The organism is Pseudoalteromonas sp. SaAl2 (assembly GCF_052947895.1).
The window spans coordinates 2,789,474-2,815,899 of record NZ_CM129605.1 but is presented as its reverse complement, the minus strand read 5'-3'; the positions used below and the strand labels follow the sequence as shown (position 1 = coordinate 2,815,899).

Sequence of the window (26,426 nt, the reverse complement as noted above, 5' to 3'; positions counted from 1 at the left end):
AAAGAGGCAAGTAGCCTCTTCATTTCTAGATTAAATCTATCACCTAGCTAAACACTACAGTCTTATTACCGTTGATAAATAACTTATGTTCAGACGCTAATTGCAGTGCTTTACAAAACACTGTTTTTTCAACATCTTTCCCCATTTTAGCCATCATTTCCGCGGTATTGGCATGATTAACATGCGTCACGTCTTGCATGATAATAGGCCCTTCATCGAGTTCATTATTAACAAAATGTGCCGTTGCACCAATAATTTTTACACCACGTTCAAATGCTTGATGGTATGGCTTTGCGCCAATAAACGCCGGTAAAAAGGAGTGGTGAATATTAATAATTTTACCGTCAAAACGGGCGACAAATTCTGGGCTTAAAATACGCATATATTTAGCGAGGCCTATAATGTCTGGCTTATAGTTCGCAATTAAGTCACCGACTTGTTGGTCATGCTCTAAACGGCTCAGCCCCTCATGGCTAACAACATGAAACGGAACATCAAAGCCTTTTGCTAAAGGCGCTAAATCTGGGTAGTTAGCAATTACAGCAAGCACTTCAATGTTAAGAGCTTGCTCAAACTGTTTAAGTAACACACCGCCTAAACAGTGCGCTTCTTTGGTAGCAAGTAGTACGATTTTGGTTTTCTCGTTGCTGTGTAAAGTAACCTTCGCGCCCTCAGGTAAGAGACCTTCAAGCTCAGTGATAAAATCTGTATTAGGTTGGTCGCTTAATTCAGTACGCATAAAGAAACGTTTTGCGTCTTTATCTACAAATTCATTATTGCGGGTAATATTTAAATTATGCTCATGACAAAGTCCGGTAATTTTAGCTATTAAGCCCACATCATCTGCACATTGCGTAGTAAGTATCGTGTTCATTTTTCCTCATTCTAATCCCGTGAACAGTGAGTCTCATTATTTGCGAATCGACCACTATTGCAAGCGCTTTATTAGATAATTGATAATTACTCATGAGTCGTAGCAGCGACTTTACGTCGCGTCGGATATGTCGCGCATATTTACGCGATATACGACGCGAGGTAAACCCTTAAGAGGACGCGGGGTAAACCCTTAAGAGATAACGCGGGGTAAACCCGCTGCTACGGGAGGTAAATGCAATCCCAATAGGGGTAATTGGCGACGGTTGTTACTAATTTTGCTCTTAATGGGTTTGCAATTATATAACGGGCTTGGTTTATTAAATCGTTTTCATCACGAATCAAGTGGTCGTAGTAGCCTTTTTGCCAGAGTTTATGGATGCCATATTTTCGACAGGTGGTTGCTGTTTGCCCTTTAAATGTTCGAATAACGCTTGCAAGCGTGGTATTTTCAAGTAATTGGAATTGCCAGTGAAGGTGGTCTGGCATGATCACAAGGACAATTGATTTTATAAGCTGTTGCTGCTCGAGTTGTTGCATGTGTTTGATGATTTGTCGGTTTAAAGCAAAGTCGGTAAAAAACGGTTGGCGTTGATGGGTAACGATGGTGATGCTGTAAAAATGGTTGGTTAAAGACACTCTGCCTTTTCTGAGCCGGTATGCGTTGTTCATCTACCTTCCTTGTAGGTTAAACATTAATCGTAGCAGCGGGTTTACCCCGCGTCGATTTTATATTGCGTAAATGAATTTAGTAGCAGCGGGTTTACCCCGCGTCGATTTTATATTGCGTAAATGAATTTAGTAGCAGCGGGTTTACCCCGCGTAAATGCACCCCGCGTCATTTACCTTAAAGCGAGAGGTAAACTCTTTAAAAGGACGCGGGGTAAATCCGTAAAAGAACGCGACGTAAAGTCGCTGCTACGTATGGAGGTGGGTATGGTTCGTTTTATTTTTTGTGGTTTGATGGTTGGTGCTTTATCGGGGTGTGCGGTGAGTGACTCATCTGTAGAGGGCGATGAAAATCGCTATGTGTATCCTTATAAATGCACGTATAAAGGTGAAGTTGAATATCATTCAATTACAGCTCGTGAGCCTTTAAGTGAGGCGTTTTTAGCTAAAATGCAAAATGGGTTACACGAAGGCTTTGAGCTTGACCCCGGTAGTTGCGTGCCTGTAGATACAATCCCCGAGGCTGAGAATAAGTAATTCGTCTCAATGATTTAGTAACGCCATAAAGACAGATAAAAATATTTTAAATGTGCGAGAAAAATCGAAACGTTTTTCGTGTCTGTATTTGTTGTAATTCTCTTGGTAAAAATTATTTAATAATAAATAAAAACTATCAAGGAATTACATGAATTTACTGTTTGAATACCCTAAAACTAAAGCACCAATTATATTCGCGTTAAGTCTTTTTCTATCGGCATGTGGAGGGGGGAGGCGGCAGCGATGACCCACAAACTACGAAGTCTGACGCTGATAAAGAACCTGATAAAGTCGAAGAGTCACGATTAGTGTGGGAAAAATTATTACCAACCACTAGCTTTGCTTATTACTCGTCACCGGCACTTAGTGCTGATGAGCAAACTATTTATATAGGCACAGCTAAAAATGTGCGTAATGACCCCGCAGGCAGTGATTTAATGGTGGCGTATAACCGCGATGGCAGCGAAAAGTGGCGTTACAGTTTACCTAATGGTGAAGAGGTGCGCTCAAGCCCAGTTGTACACAAGGACAATATTTATTTTACAGTCGATAAGCGCACTGGTGAGTTTGAAAAAGTGTACCGTGAACTTGTTGCACTAAATGATAATGGTGAGCAAATATGGCGCCAACGTGTATCTGATTATGGTTTGCAAACAAGTTCTGGATTAACTAAGGTTGCGGCTTATAAAGAGCAAGTTATATATACAGGATTAGATATCCGCGCTTTTAACGCGCAAACGGGTGAGAGCTTGTTTGAGCGTTTATGTAATTGTGAAGAACGGCAAGACCGGTTTGTAAATGGGGCGGTAAATTACAATGGTGAATTGGTATTTTATGATGAGGGCCGCGTACTTAAGCTTGATTTAAATAGCTATGAATTAGTGGGTGAGTTCAAAGATGTAGAAACCTTTGCAGGCGACTTGGTTTACTCAACTCCAGCTATTGATTCTAATAATAATATTTATTTTGGCTCTGAAGCCGGAATTTTATACAGCTTTGATGATAATTTGGATCTGCGTTGGAAGTTTGAATTACCAAATCCTCATGTGTTTGAAACGCCGCATATTCGTTCATCAGTTGCGATTGATGAATCACGCGGGAGTATTTATTTTGGCACAAATAATAATGACGATAGTGAGATTTATGCGCTTGAACTCAATTCAAAAGCAATTATATGGCAAACCAAAATTACAGGTAATGTGAAAGTATCACCAGCAATTGGTGACAATGGTAATATTTATTTCGCGACAGAAAATGATTTAATGCATGTGTATTCACCTAATGGTGAGCTTGTATGGCAGTATGATCTGAAAGCCAGTGCTACTTGGTCATCCCCTGCAATTGATAGTCAAGGCATCTTGTATATTGGTACACTTTCAGAGGGTGAGCGTAATGATGCAAATGCAACCGGTAAACTTGTAGCTATTCAAACTGATAGCATGGGTTTAATGCCTAATACTTGGTCTAAAATTCACCGAGATAATCAAAATAGCGGTGTGGTTAAGTAGTTATTCCATACATAAATAGGCATAGGAGCTTTGATTGGTGTTGAGCAAGTAGCTCCAATCAAAGCTCTTTGGATTTACATTAACCCCGCTGTTAGCTTTTCATTTGCGAGGTTTAGTCTTTCTATGGTTCGAGTATAACGAATGCTGTCTTCACCTAGGCTTTGGCGAAAGCCTTCGGCGGCATGCTCAAGGTGAACCTTAGCTGGTTGCCACTCTTCTAACTCTAGTAAAGCTCGCGCTAAAGCTGTTTGAACTAATGCACTACGGTATGAAATTTCAGGATACAGAGTAAGAGTTTGTTTTAGCGTCTCACTTAAGATTTCTTTGGCTTTTACTTGATTGCCCATTTCAGAGTAAGCTAATCCTAAATTTCTTGCTGAGGTCAGAGTATTTGTATGCACTTTGCCGTACATTAACGTATTTGATTCAAGTGATTCGTTATAAGCATTAATAGCTTCTTCAAAACGTTTTTGATAACCATAGGCATTGCCTAAGTAGCCATAGCCGTAAGCATAATCTATGTGTTTTTTACCATAGCGCTCTTCTACCATGGCAATGGCCTGTTTATGTAGTGGTATAGCATCGTTGTACTCACCTAAGCGTGAAAAGTTATTTCCCATTTCGTTCAGAGTTAGTGCTAAGGTTGGGTGATCTTTTGGGTATACTTTGACTTGAACTTTATATATATCTTCAAGTAAAACTTTTGCCGCATCAAAATTTTCATTGGCAGAATAGGCACTTTGTAATGTAAATAAAGCATTTAAGTATTCAGCTGAATTTTTTACGAAGTGTTGTTCGCTAAACTTTACAGCTAGTTTTGCTTCTGCTAATTGCTCTACTAGCTTTCCTTGCTCTTGAAATATGGCAGTACGTTTGTTTTTTATGGCAATGACTGCGTTGTAAAGCTTATGCTTAATAGCTAATTGCTCGGCTGTTTGTAATTTAGCAAGTGCCTGCTCATATTGGTCGCTATAAAAAAGAATATCAGCCAGACTATTAAAGTATTGAACACGCCTTTTAGGGGAGAGAGGCTCTTTTTGTATTGAATATAAAACCTGCTGGGCTGACTCTATTTCTGATTTTTGAATATAAATTTGTGCTTTGATTAGCGCTTTTTCAATATCAAGACTGTTATTGTTACTTAACGCGAGTAGCTCAAGCGCGCTCGCATACTCACCAACGCCGCTTAGCGCTTTAGCTAAATATAATGCGACTTTAGGTTGTGATTGCAGTAAATCATTTTCATTACTAAGGCGCTGTTTTGCGCCGAGTAGTAAGTCTTGTGCACTTATTTCATGTCCATCGTATGCGGCTGGATCTGCAGATTCGAATACATTAATCAAAAAATCTGCCACGTATTCAGTGGTTTCTCTTTCTTGCTTTAAATGTATGTTTTTTTGCCATAATGTATTTGTAAATAAAACACATGCAACAATAAGACTTATACCAAGTAATGTTGTAAGTGGATTACGTTGAATAAACTTTTTACATCGATATCGATAATGAGTGTTCAAGCTTATCGGCTCCGAACTTAAATATCGTTTAATATCGGTGTTAAGTTCAAGTGCAGTTGCGTAACGAGTTGCCTGCGCAGATGATGCGTGTTTAATAATTCCTTGTAGCTCATGAGAGCTCTCTTTAATTGTACTAGCGAGTACTTTTCCTAAACTATATACGTCACTTTGAGTTGTAAGCGTTTGCCCTGCAAGCTGCTCAGGGCTGGCGTACTCTTGGCTTAAAGCCTTGATATACTCGTTAACAACAAAGTCAGTTTGTTCATTATTTATTGTACGAGCAACACCAAAATCAACGAGTTTTGGCTCACCTTGCTTGTTAACGAGGATGTTTGATGGTTTTAAATCTGCATGTATCACCCGGTTTTGGTGAGCATAGCTAACAGCATCACAGACTTTACAAAATAAAGAGAGTCGCTGTTTAGTATTTAAGTTTTGTTCATTGCAGTAACTTAAAAGCGTTGTCCCTTCAATATATTCCATCACCATGTACATGCCAAATTCGCATTCGCCAGCGTCTAGCACGCCAGCTATATTTGGGTGGTTCAATAATGCCAAATATTGTGCTTCGCGGGTTAGGTTTTGCGGACCATGTAATGCAGTAATAGTTGGGTATATAATTTTTATAGCAACGGTTTGCTCAAATTTACCATCATTTCTGTGCGCTAAATAAACAACACCCATCCCCCCTGAGCCTAATGGTCTCTGTAATGTGAAGTGGCTGATATTCTTACCTATCAAGTCCTCTATTTTGCTATTTTCATTTAATAGTTCGGTTGAATGGCTAATAGATTGATGGAACTGTGTTTGTTGTTGATTTTGATTATGAGCAAGAATTAGCTGTTCCACTTCGCTAAAGAGAGTGCTGTTTATATTTTCGAGGCTTTCTAACCCATCAATAAGGTTGTTAGGGTGCTCTTTAAGTAAGTATTCAAATACACTGAGTGAATCATTAAATTTCATGTTTTCTTCTTTTTTAATTATTGTTCTATACGTACTCTTAAAAACGCTTTTGCTGCGTCTAATTCGCGGTAGATGGTAGCAAGGGATACTTTAAATTGTTCAGCGAGGGTCTTGCTTTCAATACCTAAAAAATAGTGCATTGAAAATATTTGCGCCTTTTGCGGGTGGTTTTTTTCTAGATGATTTAATGCGCTATCCAGAGCTAAAAAATTTTCCTGATGCTTTAATTGGCTATCCTCTTGAGCTACGTCAACATCATTTGGTGTTCGCTTTTTTGATTGAAATTTACGAATTTCATCACGTAAAACATTGCGAATAAATAAGCTAAGGTAAGCATTAAATTGAGTTTCGTGCGCGAGTGTTTTTTGTGGTGGGATTAACTCAATGAGTGATTGATGTAACAAGGATCCTGTATGGGGTAAATGCTGTATTACATAAGTAGAGTCAATATCATCGCGGTAGCTTTTTAGATGTACATGGCAAATTTGTTTTAAATGGTAATAAAGACGTGACTTTAATTCGTCAGCGCTTTTGGTGCAGCCGTTCTGCCATCCATGTATTAACTCTTCTAACGGTGTTTGCATTTCAAAGTCCTTAAGATCATAGGCTATAACGGTACAATTGTATGCCTTTGATTACAACTGTTAACATTGTGTTTTTGTAGTGGTTTTTCACAACTATATTCAAAATTTAGTTGTTTTGAATATGTAAGTGAGATTATGTGTAAAAATATGTGCGCTTTATTTGCACATTTGTACACTTTATTACGAATATGTAAGGAACTGTAAGTATGGGTAATGCTTTGTAAAAGTTGAAATTTTTAGTCAGTTTTATGGTCTCATTAGCACTATTAACAATAAGGAATGATTCCATGCACCGCCCTTTATTTAAAACTGTTTTAATAACTACTTTGGCTGTAACATTAGCTGCATGTTCTGGGGATGACTCATCAAGTAGCAACAGTGGCTACATTCAACTTTATAATGGTTCTTACAATAGTCCCTATACACGTTTGTTTGTAGATGAAACTGAACGCTCTGGTACTTACTTTGGTGATGTAACAACACGCCACAATTATAGCTCTACAAGCTACGACGTTTCTTTTGAATATGTTGATGCCAACGATAGCTATATTACAATTCAAGAAGAATCAGTTTCTATAAAAGATGATCAAACTCAGTTATGGGTTATGAGCGGTGATTTTTCAGAACCTAATTTTACTGAGTTAGATGTACCAACAAGTAGTGATGAAGATGAGTTTAATTTAGGTTGGTTTAATATTTCAGGTGAGGGTAGTAATTATGATGTCTATATTGCGACTGAGGATGGTTTATTCGATACCGCAGAACCCATTGCATCACCCACTTATTTGAACGAGCTATCGCTACAAGCCTTTGAAGAAGGCTACTACACTATTTACATTACTCAAAGTGGTAGCACAGATGTTATTTTTGAATCAGCCACAGTATATTTTAATGATGAATCAAGCTACGTAGCGATGATCCGTCCAAGTTATGCAACTGAAGATGAAGGTATAACATTGGATGTTGTTACTTCAAGTAATTCAGTGATATCACTTAAGCATCAATCTGCGCAGGGGCAGCTGCGCTTTATTAATACGATAGATGACTACCAACAAGCCAGTTTTACTGTAACCCGTGGTGACGAAAGTCATGTTACAGAACTAACGCAAAATGATACTTTTTCTGATTATATTGAGCTTAATCCAAATAGCTTCAGCATTGCGATGATGGATGATGAGGGCACGTCAATTGTTGATAATTACCTACTAACATTAGAGCGAGAGCAAAGTAACGTGGGGATTTTTTACAATGATAAAGACTACGGCCCGCGTATGCTTACCGTTGTAGAGTCACTGACGCCTAGTAGTTATAACCATAATGTAACAGTGGTTAACTTACTTGATACCTATGCCGGACAAGATATTACGAATGTTGATATTGCATTTACTTTAGACGGTGAGACAGTCGATGATGCCAGTAACTATATTGATAGCCTTGATAAATATGACCAAGAAGATGAAGTTGTTGATAATGAAGTCTATACCACTTACGTGCTGTATGAAGATAATGGGCAGCAAATAGTCTTAATGCAGCAAGGGGATATGGATTTTACTCAAGAAGGTAATTACATTTTAATCCTAGAACATGATGAAACGAGTAGCACAGGTTTTAAAATGACCTTAGAGCGCACTGTGACTGATTCTGTAGAGTAATCTCAGTAGAGTAATAAATCTATTAAATCTCAGCTGCGTTGTAAGCAGCTGAGGTTTATGGCTGTATTTTCACTACAGTTTACGTTATAAGGGGGAATGAAAGTAGTCAGGGATTAAAACATGGACGACGTGCTTGGTTTAATTGTCATTCTATCGTTAGTGGTTGTAATCGGATCTATCGCCGGTTTAATCGCTTTAACAAAGGTAAGTGCGCTACAACAAGAAGTTGCGCTTTTAAAAAAAACAACTGCACTCAGTGATTTCTAAAACTTCGAGTCAGCCAGCAACTGCTGTGGCAAGATTTGCATCTGAGCAATCACATTCGCACCCAACTGAACCTAAATTAGCGTCTGATGTCACTAATCAGCAACCTGTTACCTTAAATCAAACTACAACTACATCCACGCATAGGCATACAGTTAATAGTCCCCCAGCAACTAATAAGCGCTCTCACTCTGCATTCAATACATTCTTGGCTGAATTGAAAAATCAACTGCAACAAAATTGGATGACTTGGATAGGTGGTGTCGCACTGGCCTTCGGTGGCATCTTTTTAGCAAAATACAGCTTAGATGCAGGTATATTATCACCTAGTTTACGTCTTATCGTCGGTGGACTATTTGGTTTAATGCTAATTGCAGTTGCTGAATTTTTACACCGTAAAGGCATTGTTTTTGAAGGCTTTACTAATTATGTGCCCGCGGCTTTAGCTGGTGGCGGATTTATTAGTTGCTTTGCATTAACGCTGCTCGCCTATTCAAGTTATGGGATGTTAAGTTCAACCGTTGCTTTTATTATGTTAGCCATTATTGCATTAGCGGCAAGCTCAATGGCACTGCGCTTAGGGCCTTTATTAGCGGTGTTAGGTATCGTTGGCGCCTATAGCGTGCCTATATGGGTTAATACGGGAAGTGGCAATTTGGCAGCGCTGCTAACCTATATTGGGTTTGTTACTTTATCAGCTGTACTTGTGGCGAAAAGGGTAAACCGTAATTGGCTATGGTATTTACTTTGGGCTGGGCACATTGGCTGGTATTGGGTGGCACTGAGTGTGATAAAACCAACTCAGTATTGGTTGGTGGGTAGTTTTGCGCTGTTAACTATTATAGGTTTGATTGCAATGATGCGCTTGGGTATCACTTTACGTTTATTGGAGTACCGCCCACATAGTTTAAAACGTTTATTAAAATTACAGCCGGATCACCTATTATTGTTAGCGATTGTGGTCCCATTATTGATAGCGATAGCAATCTCTATGGCGAGTATGCAATGGCAAATTGTGATGGTGTGTTTAATTGTCATGTTGCTATTTTTGGTGCTACAAAATAGCCGTTGGGATCTATGGCAAGGTTTAGCGCTGTTAATTGCTGTTTTACTGGTTGTAACTCAGCATAATTATACTATTGATAGTAACGAGCATTTATTTATATTTAAAAATATCTATGGGCTTGGTTTATTGCTCGGTATAGGTTTTTGTTTATACGGGCTGTATTTTGGTGCGCGTTATTATAAACGGTTAAGCTTTCACTTAGTGGCTGCATTTAGCATGTTTACTTTAGTCGCGACGCTTTACTCCTTAACTCCAGAGCAAGACTTAGCAGTAGCGTATTCATTATGGACAGTACTATTACTGCTTGGCAGTGGCGTATTAATCAGACGTGCACAAAATGCCCACACGCAATGGCAGCAGTTTAGTTATTGGATTGGTGCTAATGCTAATGTCACCTTGTGTTTAACTATGTTATTAGCTGATAGCGGCCTCACGCTTGCGCTGGCTATTCAGGTATTGGTTATTAGTTTGCTCGTTAAACGTCACACAGTGCCTATGCCGCACTGGCCTATTAAAGCGCTCGTGGCAGCAGTACTTGCTCGTTTAACATTTGCACCGTGGATGGAGGGTTATACAAATTTAACGCTTCTTTCAATGCACTGGAGCATAGTGGTTTATCCCATTGCTGTTGGATTATTTTGGTTTGCCGCAAAACAATGGCAACAAACCGATATGAAAATTTGGCTCGAAGGGGCTGCACTGCATTGTTTAGCATTATTTATCACTACCGAAACTAGCTATCAATTAGTTGGGCATTATCCACAACTTGGCTCTTTAAGTTTTTATGAGCAAGTATTACTTAGCTGTAATTGGCTAGCGTTAGGTTGTGTTTATTTATATCGCGCACAAAGTGCAGGGCAGTTGGGTAAGTTATACACAATAGCGGGTTTAATATTATCGGCTTTAGCTGGGCTGCTGTTAGTGAGCACTGCACTTAATGAAAACCCATTATTAACATCCTTGTATGTGGGTGAAACTCCAATGTTTAACTGGGTGCTGATGATGTGGCTGGTGCCAAGTGCTTTAGCATTGTGGTTAGCCACACTAGTAAAACCTGTAAATACTCAACTTAGCCAAATAATATTGGCAATAGCGGGCGTTTTAGCTGCATTAGCAATTACCGCACTTATACGCCAGTATTGGCAGGGGGCGTATATTTACTTAGCTAAAACAACCAGTGACGCAGAGCTTTATAGTTATTCGATTATTTGGCTATTACTCGGCGCGCTGGTGGTCATTTCAGGGCATTTAAAACAACAACTGATGTTACAAAAAGTTGGATTAGGCATTCTTGGCGCAGTAATAGTTAAAGTGTTTTTAATTGATATGGCAAACCTGACGGGTTTACTCAAAGCGGTATCATTTATTGGGCTGGGGCTTTCGCTCGTCGGTTTGAGCTGGTTGTTTCAAAAGCTCAGAAGTAAAGCGCGAGTTAGCTGATTTTAATAAAACAGTACACCTAGAAAAATTGCTAGGTGTACTTATGTTTTTAGCGCGAACCAGTTTAATTTTTTTGCCTAGCGCCTAGCACGTCACGTACTGTGATTAAGCAGTGCTTTTAATTTGCCAGGCTTTATCGGTTTTGATAAATAATGAATATTAGCGGCTTTAGTTGCTTGTTTTAGTTCATCATCACGCACCGCGGTAATTAAAATAGCGGGCACTGGGCTTTGCCAAATTTCACGTAATGTTTTAATAAGTGTTATACCGTCGCAGTCATGACCAAGCTGATAGTCCATTAAAATAACATCTGGCGCTTTATGTTCTTTTGCGTACTCCATAACCGTTTCAACTTGGTCAAACAACTGGTGATCAGCTTGCCACTTCTGTAATAAGCTCGCCATGGCATTTAAATTTTCAGGGTCATCATCCACGGCTATTACATTCATAGCCGCGCGGTTTTCAAACAAGCTGTTAGTGGCAGCCTTTTGCTGCACAAATTGGCTGTCGCCGTAAGGAACCTCAATACTAAAACGACTGCCTTTATTGACTGTTGAGTGCACTTCTAAACGTAAACTAAGTAAATCAACCATACGTTTAACTACGCCTAAACCTAGGCCTACACCTTTATTGTCGCCGGCTTCAATACGGTAAAAATCGTTAAATATCTTTGCTTGTTCTACTTCGCTAATACCAGGCCCTGTGTCCCATACTTCGATGCGAAGGTGGTGTTTACGTTTACGACATGCGACTAAAACGCGGCCTTTTTCAGTGTATTTAACCGCGTTAGACACTAAGTTTTGGATAATCCTGCGTAAGTAAGTGATGTCACTATGGACTATTTGTTGTCCAGAGCGCACATGCAGCTGCAAGCCTTTTTCGCTCGATAAAATAGCGTATTCGTTACGCAGTGGCGCTAAAATATCATCAATACTGAAATGACGTGGAGAAGGGGTCATAGCGCCTTGTTCAAGTTTTGCAATTTCAAGTAAGGCTGACATTAAATGTACAGTTGAATCGAGACTCGCACCAAGCTTTTCAAAGTTATTGATATTGCTATCTGCCAAGGAGCTTTCATCAATGGCTGCTAAATATAAGCGGGCCGCATTTAGTGGTTGTAAAATATCATGACTCGCAAGCGCTAAAAATCGTGTTTTACTGTCATTTGCTTGCTCTGCTTCACGTTTGGCTAAAGTAAGTGCTTGCTCTGTTTGTACGCGGCTTTCAATTTGTGCTTCGAGATCTTTATTGATTGTACGAATTTCTTGGGTACGTGCTTCAATGCGGTTTTCAAGATCCATATTTACTTCTTCCAGCGCATTTTGTGTGGCAATGTGCGTGGTAATGTCTGAAAAGCTGGTCACAAAGCCGCCATCAGGCAGTGGGTTACCTGTCATTTCATATACCAGTCCATTTCTACGGTGACGAATAAAGTGATGAGATGTGCCATTTTTTAAATGCTGTACACGCTTTTCAACTTGGCGCTCTATTTCGCCCGGCCCACACTCACCGCGCTCTGCGTTGTAGCGAATAATATCTTCGATGGGTTGGCCTACTTCTAAAAAGTCTGCTGGGTAATTAAACATTTCAGCGTAACGCTTATTCCATGCAACTAGTTTGAGGTCTTTATCGACTACCGAAATACCGTGGCTTAAGTTCTCAAGTGACGTGAATAAAAGGTTTTGGTTAAACTGCAACGCTTGGGTGGTTTCATCAAAAAAGTTAACCACTTCTTCAAAGGCCATGCGTTTACCCGAAGCCACAGTATGAATAAGAGCTTGTGCAGAAGAGGCACCTAAAACCCCCGTTAATGCGCGTTCACAATAGGCAATAAACTCAGGATCAGGGTGGTTGTTATTATCACCCAATTGATGGCTGAGCGAGAAATGTGCTAATACCTGCTGACTACGCTGAACGCCTAAAAATGTTTGTAGCAAAATTTTAAAGTCATACACAGTGGCTTTTACGTTTTTATTTAAACGCCTTGCCAGCACTGCTTGCTCTTTAGGGTTAACAAAAGCAGCCGCTTGAATTTTATCTATTAACCGTTCATCGGCTCCGAGTGAAAAACTGATATAGCAGCCAATATTAGCAAATAGGGCAATGAGTGTACCTCGGGTTATTAAGGTTTGTTGTAGCTCGGTATCCAGGGTATTACCAGCATCTAGAATTGGTAACATTAAAAACAAAATCCAGCAAATAAAACCTGCCAAAAGACCTGCATAAACACCGTAAGCATGACCTTTTCGCCAGTATAATCCACCAATAATAGCGGGTAATAATTGGGTTACCAATGAGAATGCAACTAACCCCATACTTGCGAGAGCTTTGCCGTGGCCAAACCATTGCTGATAAAAATACGAGAGAATTAAAATACCAGCGATGGTAAAACGCCTTACTAATAAAATGCGCGAACGATAACTGCTAGTGATCAAGTTGCGTTTAAACTTGCGGCGTAGCATTAATGGTAATACAACATCGTTAGAAATCATGGTGCTGAGTGTGAGTGTAGCGACCACTATCATGGCCGTCGCTGCCGAGATCCCACCAATAAATACAAAGGTGGTGAGTAAAACATTGTCGTGCATTAAAGGGAGTGCCAGTACAAAACTGTCAGGTGAAAAGCTACTGCCAATATTTGGGTGAATAGCGGCTGTGGCGATAGGCAAGATCATCGCAGCTGTGAGTAATAAATACAGTGGAACGCCCAACGTGCGGTAAATAAATGGCGTTTATCTTGGTTATCAACTACGGTGACATGAAACTGTCGTGGTAAACAAATAATTGCTGCTGCTGCCATTAATGATTGGCCAATAAAGTTAAAACTAAAAAAGTTAAAACTACTCCAATGCAGCCATAAAGATTCAGTGTTTATTACCTCTCGCTCTGTGGGTAAGTTAAATAAGGTATAAACAGCTAAACCAGCCACAGCAACCAGTGCTAGTAGTTTTATTAAAGATTCAAATGCTACCGCTAGCATTAAACCCGAGCGGTATTCTGTTACGTCGACTTTGCGTGTGCCAAAGAAAATTGCAAACATCGTCATAATCAATGTAGCTGACAGCGCAACCATAGACCCTGATATTTTATTATCGCTTTGTAACAGTAAAAAGCTGCTGCTAAGAGCTTTCAACTGCAAAGCGATATAGGGGATGGTGGCAAGTAAAGCGATAACAGTAACCATAATCGCCGTTGTTTGCCGTTTGCCATACCGAGCTGAAATAAAATCAGCAATGGTGGTGATATTTTGTTTCTTACTTACCAGTACAAGCTTACGTAAAAAACCTTGGCCGAAGAAAAATAACAGCGCAGGACCAAGTAAAATAGGTAAGTAACTCCAACTACTTGTTGCTGCTGTACCCACGGATCCATAGTAAGTCCAAGAAGTGCAATAAATACCTAAAGAAAATGAATAAACAAATGGGTGATGGCTAATGCGCTTTGCTAATGGAGTGGTTTTATCTCCCCAGTTTGCAAGCCAGAACAGCACGCCAATATAGGCTAATGCAACAAAAATTAGAGCAGCAGTCATGGAATAATTCAGTTTTTATTATGATAGTTAATACCATACCAGAAATTAAAAATAATTTGAGCTGTCAATTATTATACTTATTCATCAATAATTTTAAGTGTATGATATTTTTTGTGTTTTCAATATCATGCAAATATATTCGACTAATGTCGCAGATCAACAATATAGCCTTGCTGAATAGTGATAATCACTTGGTGAAAATGTTTAACATGATGATATTTAATGTTTTTTACTTTTAATTAACAATTTCCAACCTGCAGTTTACGTAAACGTTAACCTCTTGTTACGACCATGGTCTCAATTCAATCTTGCTCAGGCATTGCTAACTTTATATACGAACATAAAACACACACATCATTTTACGGTGTTAATGAGGAATATAAAATGGCTTTTAAAGATGAAGAACAAGCAAAAGCTTATTGGGCGGAAAACATTTCACTGCTGTTTAAATTATTAGCAGTCTGGTTTGTCGTATCCTTCGGTTTTGGTATTTTACTGGTAGATGTACTTAATGAAGTACGCTTTTTTGGGTTTAAACTTGGCTTCTGGTTTTCCCAGCAAGGCGCGATTTACACCTTTGTGGCTTTGATTTTTGTTTACGTTTTCAAAATGAATACGTTAGATAAAAAATACGGCGTAGACGAATAGGAGCTTAAGTAATGGATGTTCAAACACTCACGTTTTTAATTGTTGGTTTAAGCTTCGCGCTGTATATCGGCATTGCAATATGGGCCCGTGCAGGGTCAACAAAAGAATTTTATGTAGCGGGAGGCGGTGTTCCGCCTTTAGCCAATGGTATGGCAACGGCCGCAGATTGGATGAGTGCCGCGTCATTTATCTCCATGGCGGGTATCATTTCTTTTGCAGGTTATGATGGCGGTGTTTACTTAATGGGGTGGACAGGTGGCTATGTATTACTCGCCATGTGTTTAGCGCCTTACTTACGTAAATTTGGTAAGTTTACAGTGCCTGACTTTATCGGCGATCGTTACTATTCACGTACCGCTCGTTTAGTGGCAATTTTATGTGCCATTTTTATCTGCTTTACTTATATTGCTGGGCAAATGCGCGGTGTAGGTGTGGTTTTTTCACGCTTTTTAGAAGTTGAAATCGAGACCGGTGTATACATTGGTATGGTGATTGTATTCTTCTACGCTGTGCTTGGCGGTATGAAAGGGATTACTTACACCCAAGTAGCGCAATACTGTGTACTTGTATTTGCTTACCTAGTACCCGCAATTTTTATCTCAATGATGATGACTGGGCACTTTTTCCCGCAAACAGGCTTTGGTGCCACACTAAGTGATGGCTCTGGCATGTATGTACTGGATAAGCTTGACGGCTTAAGTGCTGAACTGGGTTTTGCTCAATACACTGAAGGCTCTAAGAGCATGATTGACGTATTTGCAATCACAGGTGCATTGATGGTGGGTACTGCCGGTTTGCCACACGTTATTGTACGTTTCTTCACTGTACCTCGTGTTAAAGATACGCGTATTTCAGCAGCATGGACGTTAGTATTCATCGCGATTGTTTACACCACAGCGCCAGCAGTTGCATCGTTTGCACGTGTTAACATGATTGATACGATTAACGGTAAAGATGGCAGTGGTACTGAGTATGCACAAGCGCCAACCTGGGTTAAAAACTGGGAAAGAACAGGTCTTATTACCTTTAATGATAAAAACGGTGATGGCAAAATGTTCTACACCGCTGGTAAAATTGATGACCCTAACAGTGCAAATGAAGTCAACGTAGACCGCGATATCATGGTATTAGCAAACCCTGAAATAGCTAACTTACCAGCGTGGGTTGTTGCGTTAGTGGCTGCCGGTGGTATTGCAGCAGCGCTATCAACAACGGCTGGTTTATTATTAGTTATTTCAACATCGGTCTCGCATGATTTACTTAAGCGAACTCTCAAGCCAGATATTAGCGATAAACAAGAGTTACTCGCAGCGAGGTTGGCTGCCATGATTGCTATTGTTATTTCCGCTTACTTTGGTATTAATCCGCCTGGATTTGTGGCGTCGGTGGTGGCATTTGCATTTGGCTTAGCTGCTGCAAGTTTCTTCCCGGCGATTATTATGGGTATTTTCTCTAAAACGATGAATAAAGAAGGTGCGATAGCAGGTATGGTGACAGGTATTACCTTTACTGCGGCATATATCATTTTCTTCAAATTTGTTAGCCCTGAACTTAACAGCCCTGAACATTGGTTCTTAGGCATTTCACCAGAAGGTATAGGCTTAGTTGGTATGGTTATTAACTTTGCTGTTGCAGCTATAGTATTAAAATTCACTGCTGAAACCCCAGTTGAAATCCAACAAATGGTTGAAGGTATTCGTAATCCTAAAGGCTCTAGTGAGGCACACGCCCACTAACAATGACTTGATTGTTATTTAAGCCAAAGCCCGACTTAAGTCGGGCTTTTTATTTTTTATTAATATGCGTAATGTAGTTACTCTGGCCTTATTATTTGCGAGTACAGTTATGAATAACGAGCAGCAGGAAGTCGCCCAGTTTGTTAAAACACAAACACCATTTAGTCAAATTGATAGTAGCGCAACCAATTATTTTGTAACCCATGTAGATAGCATTTATTTGACCCGAGAAAATCAATCGCAATGGCTGCAGTCTGACTCGCCGAGGTTGTTTTTAATTCGCTCTGGATTATATGACTTAGTCGATGCTAAAGGCGATGTGATCATGCGTTTAGCCCAAGGCGATTATTTTGGCTTTCCATCTTTGTTAACAGGTGAGGCAATACAAAACCGTTTAGAAACGCAAAAAGAGGGTATAGTGTATATGCTCAATCAAGAAAGTTTTGATTTCTTGCGTCGAGAATATAAGTCATTTGAACAATATTTTGTTCGTGCCCATGCTAATAGGTTACTTTCCTCCCATTATAAAAGTCAAAACGAAAGTTGGTCTGAGAAAAAAATATCCGAGTTGATGTCACGTAAAGCGGTTACATTACCTCCTGACGCGAGCATTCGTCAAACAGCCAAAAAAATGAAAATGCACGGTGTTTCGTCAATAATGATCACAGAGTTTGAACAGCTGGTTGGGGTTGTGACTGATCGTGATTTACGTAATCGCGTGCTTGCAGATGAGGTTGAGCCAAAAGAAGCTGTGAGCACAATAATGAGTAAAAAGCCCAAGTATATATTTGAGAATAATCGGGTTTTTTCAGCTTTGCATTTAATGCTTAAACATAATATTCATCATTTACCAGTATTAGATGAACACCATAAAGCACTGGGTATGATCACCAGTACAGACTTGTTACGCCAACAAAAAAGTGACCCAGTACAATTAATTGGCCGCATTTATAAAGCGCATAATATTAGTGATTTAAAGCGTTATGCTGGTGAAATACCTGACTTACTTCGTGGCTTTTCGCATAATATTGATGATATTTCTTTGATTGGTAAATTACTTAGTGGGCTAACCGATGCATTAACGTCACGGCTTATTCACTTATTTCAAGAAGACAATGGGGCAGCGCCGACCAGTTTTAGTTTTATTTGTTTTGGCTCACAAGCACGAGAAGAGCAAACTCTGCACTCAGATCAAGATAATGGCTTGTTATTACCAGATGACTTAACACCGCAGCATCAAGATTACTTTCGCCGTATGGGAGAATTTGTGTGTGAGCAACTTGTAGAATGCGGAATTAGGCGCTGCCCCGGTAATATCATGGCCAGCAGTGAATTGTGTAGAATGGGTATTTCAGATTGGTGCGAACGTTTCTTTAAGTGGATAAAAAGTCCGACACCTGAGGCGATGCTAAACTGTAAAATATTTTTTGATTTACGGTTTATTGAAGGCTCAAACTCGCTCTATACCAGTTTTTGTGAGCAGTTAACCCGTATATCTCGCAATGACTTATTTTATGCTGCGATGGCCAATGATATAAAAAGTAATGCAGTACCCATTGGTTTGTTTAATCAATTTAAGTTAGAGAAAGATGCTAAGCAGCACAAGTTTATTGATTTAAAGAAACGCGGAGTGGTGATCATTAACGACATAGTCCGGTTATATGCGTTAAAAGCAGGAGTAAGGCGAGCAAATACACAAGAGCGTCTTGATGCACTATTAAAGTATCCACTGTTAAATAATCAGGATGTATATAACCTAAAAGATTGCTGGCGTTTCTTAACCCAATTGCGTTTACGCACCCAAATTAACGAAGAGGGCTTGCCGAGTAACTGTATTAATCCTGATAAATTAAATTCGTTGGAGCGCCATCAGCTCAAAGAAGCGTTTTATTTAATAAAACAAGCACAGCAAGCGGCCGCATTTAAATTTGCTAGGGGGAGTTTGTAATGTATCGCGTTTTAAGGGGTCAAAGTGGTTAAGCGTTGGCTGAGTCGTTATTTATCAAAAAAGAGACTGTTAGCTACAAGTGCAGCTAGTCAGCGTTTTATTGTTATCGACTTAGAGCTAACAGGACTTGATGTAAAACAGCATGAGATAGTCTCTGTTGCATGGGTTTTAATTGAACAGCAGTGTATTAAGCTCAGCCAAGCTGCACATTATATTAATAAAGACGTACAACAATTAGAGCAAAGCCCTGTTTTTCATGGTATCGCGCAACAAGATATTATTACAGGGCAAAGCTTAGACGTTATTCTAACTAAGTTAAGTGATTACTTTGATGATGCAATTTTAGTGTTTCATAATGCCAGTTTAGATTGGGGGTTTTTAAAACACGCTTTTAAAGCAAAGGGAATAGTGGCTAAACCAAGGTTGATCCTAGATACTTTTTTAATAGAAAAAAAGCGATTACACCATCAAGGGCAAGAAATAGCTTTAGATGATTTAACATTAGCCGCTTGCAGAGCACGTTATCAGTTACCTGACTATCATAATCATCACGCTTTAACCGATGCGACTGCAACGGCTGAGTTATTACTTGCGCAGTGCTATCAAATAGGCCAAGGTAAAGATTTAAAGCTAGTTGATTTATAGGTTCTTTCAATGAAAAATAATTTACTGCCATCTTTAGTTGGTGTGATAGTCAGTTTAATTACAGTATGGTGGTTACATGGGTTTTTATTAGTGGATCGTTGTTTAGATAGTGGTGGCTCGATTAATCATAAAACTAACTTATGCATGGGTGAAAACGGTCAAATAATAGAACTGGCAACGTCATCAGGCATATTAGCCATTTATTGTATTGTGATTATGATAGTTTCATTAGTATCCGGAAGTTTAATACGCAAGCTACTTAAGCGTTAAACAATTTATCTTTTCTAACTGTAGAGCCTAAGCCCTAGGAAATTTGGGGCGATATAAAACTTGTGCTACACATTTATTTAACGTTACCTCTTATATTCAACTCCAAGGTCGATTACAATACGCGCATCAAAAAGGCAGGTTGCCTTTATCTGCAAGCAAATAGAGTGGATTTTCTAACGAATGGCAATCAAACTTGCAATCAATGGTTTTGGTCGAATTGGTCGTAATATCGTTCGTGCCCTGTATGAATCAGGCTTAAACGATGAGATCAAAATTGTTGCAATAAATGAACTGGCGGATCCTCAAGGGATCGCGCATCTCCTTAAATACGATACTTCGCACGGACGCTTTAAGTTTCCCGTAACACTTGGCGAAGATAGCATTACCGTTGCTGATGATTCTATCGCCTTATTCTGCGAGGAAAATCCCGCTGAACTGCCTTGGCAAATATTGGATGTGGATGTTGTTTTAGAGTGTACCGGTGTGTTTCACTCTCGCGAACATGCTCAGTTACATCTAAATGCTGGTGCGAAGAAAGTGCTATTTTCTCAACCTGCAGATGCTGATGTTGATGCCACAATCGTGTATGGTATCAATGATGATGAATTAACCGCAGCGCAAACAATTGTTTCAAATGGTTCATGCACGACTAACTGCATAGTGCCAGTCATAAAAGTACTTGATGATGCCTTTGAGATTGAGTCTGGGGCGATTACCACAATCCATGCGTCAATGAACGATCAACAAGTGATTGATGCGTATCATCATGACTTACGTCGTACCCGTGCTGCGAGTCAATCTATTATTCCAGTTGATACCAAACTCGCCCGTGGTATTGAGCGTATTTTGCCTAAATTCCATGGTCGTTTTGAAGCGATTGCTGTACGCGTACCGACTATCAATGTAACTGCGATGGATTTAAGCGTAACAGTTAATACCGATGTAGATTTACTTGCGGTCAATAAAGCATTAAAGGCCGCAGCGAAAGATCGCCTCGAAGGGATTTTAAGTTACACCGAAGAACCATTAGTGTCTGTCGATTTTAACCATGATGCACACTCTTGTATTATTGATGGCACACAGACACGTGTTAGTCATAAACGACTGATAAAGTTATTAGTCTGGTGTGACAATGAATGGGGATTTGCTAACCGAATGCTCGACACAGCAAAGTGCATGATGGTTGCAACTAACTAAATTAAAGAGCTAAGTTAAATAGCTAAATATTATAATTAAAAGTTTTTACTCAAGTCAGTATCGTTAACTAAGGAGAAGTCCATGTCGGTCATAAATATGGCAGATTTAGATTTAAACGGCAAACGCGTGTTAATTCGTGAAGATTTAAATGTACCCGTAAAAGCAGGTAAAGTGACCTCTGATGCACGTATTCGTGCAGCATTACCTAGTATTAAATTAGCCCTTGAAAAAGGCGCAAGAGTAATGGTGATGTCACATCTTGGCCGCCCTACGGAAGGGGAATACAACGAAGAGTTTTCACTTGCTCCTGTTGTTGATTATCTAAATGAAGCACTAGAGCAAACAGTACGTCTTGAAAAAGATTATTTAGATGGCGTTGAAGTTGCTGATAATGAAGTGGTTGTTTTTGAAAACGTGCGCTTTAATGTTGGTGAAAAGAAAAATGATGAAACGCTAGCTAAGAAACTGGCTGCATTATGTGACGTGTATGTTATGGATGCATTTGGTACGGCTCACCGTGCACAAGCGTCTACTCATGGTGTTGGCGTATATGCTGATGTTGCTTGTGCAGGCCCATTACTGGCAGCTGAACTAGATGCATTAGGTAAAGCTCTTGATAACCCTGCACGTCCTTTAGTGGCTATTGTAGGTGGTTCTAAAGTGTCTACTAAGTTAACTGTACTTGATTCACTTTCTACCATTGTTGATCAATTAGTAACAGGTGGCGGTATCGCGAATACCTTCATTGCAGCTGCTGGCTACCCTGTAGGTAAGTCACTTTATGAAGCTGATTTAATTGATGAAGCAAATAAATTAAGTGCTGCTGCTAAAAGCAATAATGGTGAAATTCCTGTCCCAACTGATGTGGTTGTAGGAAATGAGTTTTCAGAGTCAGCGGTTGCAACATTGAAAGATGTGAGCGAAGTAACCAGCGAAGACATGATTTTTGATATCGGCCCTGATACGGCAAACCAACTGGCAAAAATCATTGCTAATGCAGGTACTGTGGTTTGGAATGGTCCGGTTGGCGTGTTTGAATTTGATCAATTTGGTAATGGTACACGTGCTATTGCACAAGCGATTGCAGACTCTAATGCGTTTTCGATAGCAGGAGGCGGTGACACGCTAGCAGCCATTGATAAATATGGTATTGCAGATAAAGTTTCGTATATTTCAACAGGCGGTGGTGCTTTCCTTGAATTTTTAGAAGGGAAAAAGTTGCCAGCTGTTGCTATGCTAGAAGAGCGCGCTAAGTAAAGTTAGTTGCTCGCTGGTGTGAGTAGTATTACTTGCACCAGCAAAGACCATTAATTAAATACCTCTCACCCTTATTTAATTGTTGGTTTTGGTTAACCGGTAGCTTTGGCGAGTGCCGATTCTATCGTGATGCAGTGATTGCATCGAATTAAACTATTCCGTTCGAACTAGGTAGTTTGTGCGTGCGCGCAGCTATCGACAATTTGGAGAATACCCAATGGCTTTAATCAGTATGCGACAACTTCTTGATCATGCAGCTGAAAATGGTTACGGCGTACCAGCATTTAACGTTAATAACCAAGAGCAAATCCGCGCTATTATGATGGCGGCTGATAAAACAAACAGCCCTGTAATTGTGCAAGGCTCGGCAGGTGCTCGTGCCTACGCTGGTGCCCCATTTATTCGTCATATGATTTTAGCAGCCATTGAAGAATGGCCACATATTCCTGTGGTAATGCACCAAGATCACGGCACTTCACCAGGCGTTTGCCAACGTTCTATTCAATTAGGCTTTTCATCAGTAATGATGGATGGCTCATTAATGACCGATGGTAAAACACCTTCAAGTTATGATTATAACGTTGATGTTACACGTAAAACCGTTGAACTTGCACATTCATGTGGTGTATCAGTAGAAGGCGAGTTAGGTGTATTAGGTTCACTTGAAACGGGTGAAGCTGGCGAAGAAGATGGCGTTGGTGCTGAAGGTAAATTAACTACAGACCAAATGCTAACAGATCCTGAAGAAGCTGCTGACTTTGTAAGTAAAACACATGTTGATGCACTAGCAATTGCGTGTGGTACTTCACATGGCGCTTATAAATTTACTCGCCCACCAACAGATGATATTTTAGCAATTGATCGTATTAAAGCGATTCATGCACGTATCCCTAATACGCACTTAGTTATGCATGGTTCTTCGTCAGTACCACAAGAGTGGCTTGAAATCATTAACCAATACGGTGGTGAAATCCCTGAAACCTATGGCGTGCCAGTTGAGCAGATTGTTGAAGGTATCAAGTTTGGTGTGCGTAAAGTCAATATTGATACAGACTTACGTTTAGCATCAACAGGGGCTATTCGTCGTCATTTAGCACAAAACCCAGCTAACTTTGACCCACGTAAATACCTAGCTGAAGCAACTAAAGCAATGACAGAAATATGTGTTGCGCGTTATGAGTCATTTGGTACAGCAGGCCAAGCAAGCAAGATTAAGCCAATTTCACTTGATGAAATGCACCTTAAATATTTAACAGGCGAACTAGATCCGCAAATTAAATAATTTAAGTAATTGAATCAAAAAGCCAGAGTCTCTGTGAGTTTCTGGCTTTTTTATGCCCAGTTAAAAACTATTAAAACAAATACATGTAGCTAATTTTTAATTACAGGCTATGCTTTAAAGTAGTTAAATATCAATTACAAGGGTTACCATGGATAATAAATTACTACTCATTATTTTGTCGTTGTTTTTACCTCCGGTTGCGGTTTTTTTAAAGGCTGGTGTAGGTAAAGATTTAATTATTAATATCGTTCTGTGTTTTATCTTTTTTATACCTGCGGTGATTCATGCACTTTGGCTGTGCACACGTTAAGGTATCGCTGGAAATAAATTAAGTAGCTTCGATTAAGTTTCAGTTACTGTTAACTTTACAGCTGTTAATATACTCAAACCACCTCAAGATGCTATATACAGTGGCTTGGGTATATAGCTATATGCTAAGCTCGCACCTGTAAATTAACCTCTGGAAATTAATAACAACATCAATGGCTGATAAAAAAGAACCTCGCTCATCAAACACCCCAACAAAGCGCCCTGTAAAAAAGGCAGCTAGCAACAGAGCTAAAACTGCAAAAAAAGCCTCCAAGAAAAAAACGGCAAAAAACACTAATACGCGAAGCTTTGGCCGTAAACTATTCTCTATTTTTTGGAAATTGAGTCTTGCTGGTGTTGTCGCTATGGCTCTTTATTTAATCTACCTTGACGCCAAAATAACTCGTCAGTTTGAAGGTAATAAGTGGCAGTTACCTGCGCAAGTATATGCTCGTGCAATGAGCTTTTATCCAGGGCAGTTTTTATCAAGCCAAGAAGTGCTTTGGGAGCTTGATAGGTTAAATTACTCGTCAGTTAATAAGCTAAGTCGTACTGGTCAGTATATAAAAAGTGGCGATAGCATTAAAATTTTTCGCCGTGAGTTTGAGTTTTTTGATGGCTTAGAGAGTGCACAAGTAATTGAGCTGCGCTTTGCAGGGAAAAAATTAGCAACGATCAAAGATAAATTTGGCAGACGGCTAAACAGCGCGCGTTTAGAACCAGTGCAAATAGCCCGTATTGGTAATGATTCAAAACAGGATCGTGAGTTTGTGCCTCTTGATAAATTTCCATCAATGCTTAAAGACACCTTGTTAGTGGTCGAAGATCAAAAGTTTTATGAGCACCATGGGGTGTCTGTTTTATCTATTATGCGCGCTTTATATAGTAATATTAAAGCTGGCCGCACCGTTCAAGGGGGCAGCACGTTAACTCAGCAATTAGCTAAAAATATCTATTTAACCCGTGATCGTACCCTTATTCGTAAATTCAACGAAGCACTTATCGCATTGATCTTGGATTATCGCTATTCTAAAGACCAAATCTTAGAGGCTTATTTAAATGAAGTGTATCTTGGTCAGTCTTATAACCAAGGTGTGCATGGCATGGGCTTAGCGTCTGAGTTTTATTTTTCTAAACCAGTAGATGAGCTGGAGTATGACCAAATAGCCCTGCTTGTTGCTATGGTGAAAGGACCATCATATTACAACCCTCGAAGATACAGCGAACGCACGATGGAACGTCGTGATCTCGTACTGCGGCTTATGGTTGATAATAAACTTATTGATACCCGCGAGTATCGTGCTGCATTGCAGCGACCTATTGATGTTGCACCAATGAAAGATAGTCTTCCTAAATCATACCCTGGATATCTAGAGTTGGTGGATCGTGAACTTAAACGATTATTACCGGATCAAGAGATACTTGATGCGGGGGTGAGAGTATTCACTTATTTTGATTTACAAAAGCAAGCCGCGATGGAAGAAGCCATCATGAAAAGCCTACCGTATCTTGAAAGGCGAGCGACAACAGAGCAATTAGAAGCAGCTATGGTGTCTGTTAATGTTGAAAAAGGCGGTGTTTCTGCTTTAGTCGCAGGGCGAGATCCACGCTTTTTAGGTTTTAACCGGGTACTTGACACTAAACGTAATATTGGCTCATTAGTTAAGCCAGCAGTTTATTTAACAGCACTTGAGTCACCTAATTATAATTTAGCTACATTATTGGATGATTCTCCAGTTCAAGTAACAAATCAGCAAGGCAAAGTTTGGCAGCCTGAAAATTTTGATCACCAATACCGTGGCATGATGCCTCTTTATAAAGCATTTAGTAAAAGTATTAATATCCCAGCGGTTAATTTGGGCTTAGATGTAGGGGTTGATAAAGTGGCAACTACATTATCAAAACTTGGCGCTAAGCAGGATATTGAGCAATACCCATCATTGCTATTAGGGGCGATTGAGATGTCGAGCTTAGAGGTTGCTCAACTTTATACAACGCTTGCTGCGGATGGTGAATACCGAGAGTTAACCTCTATTTCAGCATTGACTGATTCCGTTGGTAAGGTTTTGTATCAGCACCAAGTTCGCTCTGAGCCGCGGTTTGATAAAGCGGCTGCTTATATGACTAAGTATGCCATGAAACGAGTGACTAAAGACGGTACCGCCAAGCGATTAAATGCACATTTTCCTTCAATTCAATTAGCAGGCAAAACAGGCACCAGTAATGATTTACGTGATAGTTGGTTTGCCGGATTTGATCAAAGCACAGTAACAGTAGCTTGGATTGGTCGTGATGATAATAAAAGTACCGGATTAACAGGCAGTGTTGGGGCGCTTGAAAGCTATATTCGGTACCTAAAACCATTGAACCCGGAATCGATTGCAGACACTCGGCCCCCAACAATTCGTTGGGCATTTGTTAATGAACAAACAGGAATGCAAGCCCCACCAGGGTGTGGCAAGGTAATCCAATTACCACTGCGCGCTGCAGAGTTTGAACCTAGGCCAAGTTGTCAGCGCTAAGAAGTAGTTT

The 26,426-nt window shown here is 39.8% G+C and carries 17 protein-coding genes and 2 pseudogenes; 14 read left to right on the top strand and 5 right to left on the bottom strand.

Features of this window, described 5'->3' with window-relative positions:
• Nucleotides 1-43: 43 nt before the first annotated feature.
• The gene (gene purU / locus ACU8V8_RS13295) at nt 44-874 is read right to left on the bottom strand and encodes a formyltetrahydrofolate deformylase (RefSeq protein ID WP_446887831.1); all 831 of its coding nucleotides are present in this window, start codon (nt 872-874) and stop codon (nt 44-46) included.
• 221 nt (nt 875-1,095) lie between these two features.
• Nucleotides 1,096-1,545, bottom strand: a complete 450-nt coding sequence (locus tag ACU8V8_RS13290; RefSeq protein WP_446887830.1) for an REP-associated tyrosine transposase — start codon at nt 1,543-1,545, stop codon at nt 1,096-1,098.
• A 264-nt stretch (nt 1,546-1,809) separates the two neighbouring features.
• On the opposite strand from ACU8V8_RS13290, the gene ACU8V8_RS13285 reads away from it, so the two are divergent.
• A complete protein-coding gene (locus ACU8V8_RS13285; RefSeq protein WP_446887829.1) occupies nt 1,810-2,079 on the top strand; it encodes a hypothetical protein in 270 nt (89 codons plus the stop codon).
• Between the two features lie 221 nt (nt 2,080-2,300).
• Nucleotides 2,301-3,587 carry an outer membrane protein assembly factor BamB family protein gene (locus ACU8V8_RS13280; RefSeq protein WP_446887828.1) on the top strand — a complete coding sequence of 429 codons (1,287 nt, stop codon included), beginning with the start codon at nt 2,301-2,303 and terminating at the stop codon, nt 3,585-3,587.
• Between the two features lie 74 nt (nt 3,588-3,661).
• Here ACU8V8_RS13280 and ACU8V8_RS13275 read toward each other — a convergent pair whose 3' ends face one another.
• Both ACU8V8_RS13275 and ACU8V8_RS13270 read right to left on the bottom strand, forming a co-directional pair.
• Nucleotides 3,662-6,064: a protein kinase domain-containing protein gene (locus tag ACU8V8_RS13275; protein ID WP_446887827.1), complete on the bottom strand. Its 2,403-nt coding sequence runs from the start codon at nt 6,062-6,064 to the stop codon at nt 3,662-3,664.
• A gap of 17 nt (nt 6,065-6,081) precedes the next feature.
• Nucleotides 6,082-6,648, bottom strand: coding sequence for an RNA polymerase sigma factor (locus ACU8V8_RS13270; RefSeq protein WP_446887826.1), 567 nt, complete (start codon nt 6,646-6,648; stop codon nt 6,082-6,084).
• Between the two features lie 287 nt (nt 6,649-6,935).
• Here ACU8V8_RS13270 and ACU8V8_RS13265 point away from each other — a divergent pair, with 287 nt between their 5' ends.
• Nucleotides 6,936-8,300, top strand: a complete 1,365-nt coding sequence (locus tag ACU8V8_RS13265; RefSeq protein WP_446887825.1) for a hypothetical protein — start codon at nt 6,936-6,938, stop codon at nt 8,298-8,300.
• Between the two features lie 120 nt (nt 8,301-8,420).
• Nucleotides 8,421-11,070 (top strand): annotated as a pseudogene (locus tag ACU8V8_RS13260) (DUF2339 domain-containing protein).
• Between the two features lie 92 nt (nt 11,071-11,162).
• Here ACU8V8_RS13260 and ACU8V8_RS13255 read toward each other — a convergent pair.
• Nucleotides 11,163-14,602 (bottom strand): annotated as a pseudogene (locus ACU8V8_RS13255) (PAS domain-containing hybrid sensor histidine kinase/response regulator).
• A 384-nt stretch (nt 14,603-14,986) separates the two neighbouring features.
• Here ACU8V8_RS13255 and ACU8V8_RS13250 point away from each other — a divergent pair.
• From ACU8V8_RS13250 to mrcB, 10 genes are all read left to right on the top strand, one after another.
• Nucleotides 14,987-15,250 carry a DUF4212 domain-containing protein gene (locus tag ACU8V8_RS13250; RefSeq protein WP_004586074.1) on the top strand — a complete coding sequence of 88 codons (264 nt, stop codon included), beginning with the start codon at nt 14,987-14,989 and terminating at the stop codon, nt 15,248-15,250.
• Nucleotides 15,251-15,261: 11 nt separating this feature from the next.
• Nucleotides 15,262-16,986 carry a sodium:solute symporter family protein gene (locus ACU8V8_RS13245; protein WP_446887824.1) on the top strand — a complete coding sequence of 575 codons (1,725 nt, stop codon included), beginning with the start codon at nt 15,262-15,264 and terminating at the stop codon, nt 16,984-16,986.
• A gap of 109 nt (nt 16,987-17,095) precedes the next feature.
• A complete protein-coding gene (locus tag ACU8V8_RS13240; RefSeq protein WP_446887823.1) occupies nt 17,096-18,934 on the top strand; it encodes a DUF294 nucleotidyltransferase-like domain-containing protein in 1,839 nt (612 codons plus the stop codon).
• Between the two features lie 24 nt (nt 18,935-18,958).
• On the top strand, nt 18,959-19,579 hold the full coding sequence (locus ACU8V8_RS13235) for a 3'-5' exonuclease (protein WP_446887822.1): 621 nt from the start codon (nt 18,959-18,961) through the stop codon (nt 19,577-19,579).
• Between the two features lie 9 nt (nt 19,580-19,588).
• Nucleotides 19,589-19,849: a hypothetical protein gene (locus ACU8V8_RS13230; RefSeq protein WP_446887821.1), complete on the top strand. Its 261-nt coding sequence runs from the start codon at nt 19,589-19,591 to the stop codon at nt 19,847-19,849.
• 180 nt (nt 19,850-20,029) lie between these two features.
• Nucleotides 20,030-21,046: an erythrose-4-phosphate dehydrogenase gene (epd, locus tag ACU8V8_RS13225; protein WP_446887820.1), complete on the top strand. Its 1,017-nt coding sequence runs from the start codon at nt 20,030-20,032 to the stop codon at nt 21,044-21,046.
• 81 nt (nt 21,047-21,127) lie between these two features.
• Nucleotides 21,128-22,303, top strand: coding sequence for a phosphoglycerate kinase (locus ACU8V8_RS13220; RefSeq protein ID WP_446887819.1), 1,176 nt, complete (start codon nt 21,128-21,130; stop codon nt 22,301-22,303).
• Nucleotides 22,304-22,520: 217 nt separating this feature from the next.
• The gene (gene fba / locus ACU8V8_RS13215; RefSeq protein ID WP_087531004.1) at nt 22,521-23,585 is read left to right on the top strand and encodes a class II fructose-bisphosphate aldolase; all 1,065 of its coding nucleotides are present in this window, start codon (nt 22,521-22,523) and stop codon (nt 23,583-23,585) included.
• Nucleotides 23,586-23,733: 148 nt separating this feature from the next.
• The gene (locus ACU8V8_RS13210) at nt 23,734-23,895 is read left to right on the top strand and encodes a YqaE/Pmp3 family membrane protein (RefSeq protein ID WP_087531003.1); all 162 of its coding nucleotides are present in this window, start codon (nt 23,734-23,736) and stop codon (nt 23,893-23,895) included.
• A gap of 172 nt (nt 23,896-24,067) precedes the next feature.
• Nucleotides 24,068-26,416: a penicillin-binding protein 1B gene (gene mrcB, locus ACU8V8_RS13205; RefSeq protein WP_446887818.1), complete on the top strand. Its 2,349-nt coding sequence runs from the start codon at nt 24,068-24,070 to the stop codon at nt 26,414-26,416.
• Nucleotides 26,417-26,426: the final 10 nt, after the last annotated feature.

Bases quoted from the DNA above. Each gene is read 5' to 3' on its own strand.
- ACU8V8_RS13220 (WP_446887819.1), top strand. From the start codon at position 21,128: ATGTCGGTCATAAATATGGCAGATTTAGATTTAAACGGCAAACGCGTG.
- ACU8V8_RS13275 (WP_446887827.1), bottom strand. From the start codon at position 6,064: ATGAAATTTAATGATTCACTCAGTGTATTTGAATACTTACTTAAAGAG.
- ACU8V8_RS13230 (WP_446887821.1), top strand. From the start codon at position 19,589: ATGAAAAATAATTTACTGCCATCTTTAGTTGGTGTGATAGTCAGTTTA.
- ACU8V8_RS13250 (WP_004586074.1), top strand. From the start codon at position 14,987: ATGGCTTTTAAAGATGAAGAACAAGCAAAAGCTTATTGGGCGGAAAAC.
- purU (WP_446887831.1), bottom strand. From the start codon at position 874: ATGAACACGATACTTACTACGCAATGTGCAGATGATGTGGGCTTAATA.
- mrcB (WP_446887818.1), top strand. From the start codon at position 24,068: ATGGCTGATAAAAAAGAACCTCGCTCATCAAACACCCCAACAAAGCGC.
- ACU8V8_RS13270 (WP_446887826.1), bottom strand. From the start codon at position 6,648: ATGCAAACACCGTTAGAAGAGTTAATACATGGATGGCAGAACGGCTGC.
- ACU8V8_RS13265 (WP_446887825.1), top strand. From the start codon at position 6,936: ATGCACCGCCCTTTATTTAAAACTGTTTTAATAACTACTTTGGCTGTA.
- ACU8V8_RS13290 (WP_446887830.1), bottom strand. From the start codon at position 1,545: ATGAACAACGCATACCGGCTCAGAAAAGGCAGAGTGTCTTTAACCAAC.
- ACU8V8_RS13210 (WP_087531003.1), top strand. From the start codon at position 23,734: ATGGATAATAAATTACTACTCATTATTTTGTCGTTGTTTTTACCTCCG.
- epd (WP_446887820.1), top strand. From the start codon at position 20,030: ATGGCAATCAAACTTGCAATCAATGGTTTTGGTCGAATTGGTCGTAAT.
- ACU8V8_RS13285 (WP_446887829.1), top strand. From the start codon at position 1,810: ATGGTTCGTTTTATTTTTTGTGGTTTGATGGTTGGTGCTTTATCGGGG.
- ACU8V8_RS13245 (WP_446887824.1), top strand. From the start codon at position 15,262: ATGGATGTTCAAACACTCACGTTTTTAATTGTTGGTTTAAGCTTCGCG.
- ACU8V8_RS13240 (WP_446887823.1), top strand. From the start codon at position 17,096: ATGAATAACGAGCAGCAGGAAGTCGCCCAGTTTGTTAAAACACAAACA.
- fba (WP_087531004.1), top strand. From the start codon at position 22,521: ATGGCTTTAATCAGTATGCGACAACTTCTTGATCATGCAGCTGAAAAT.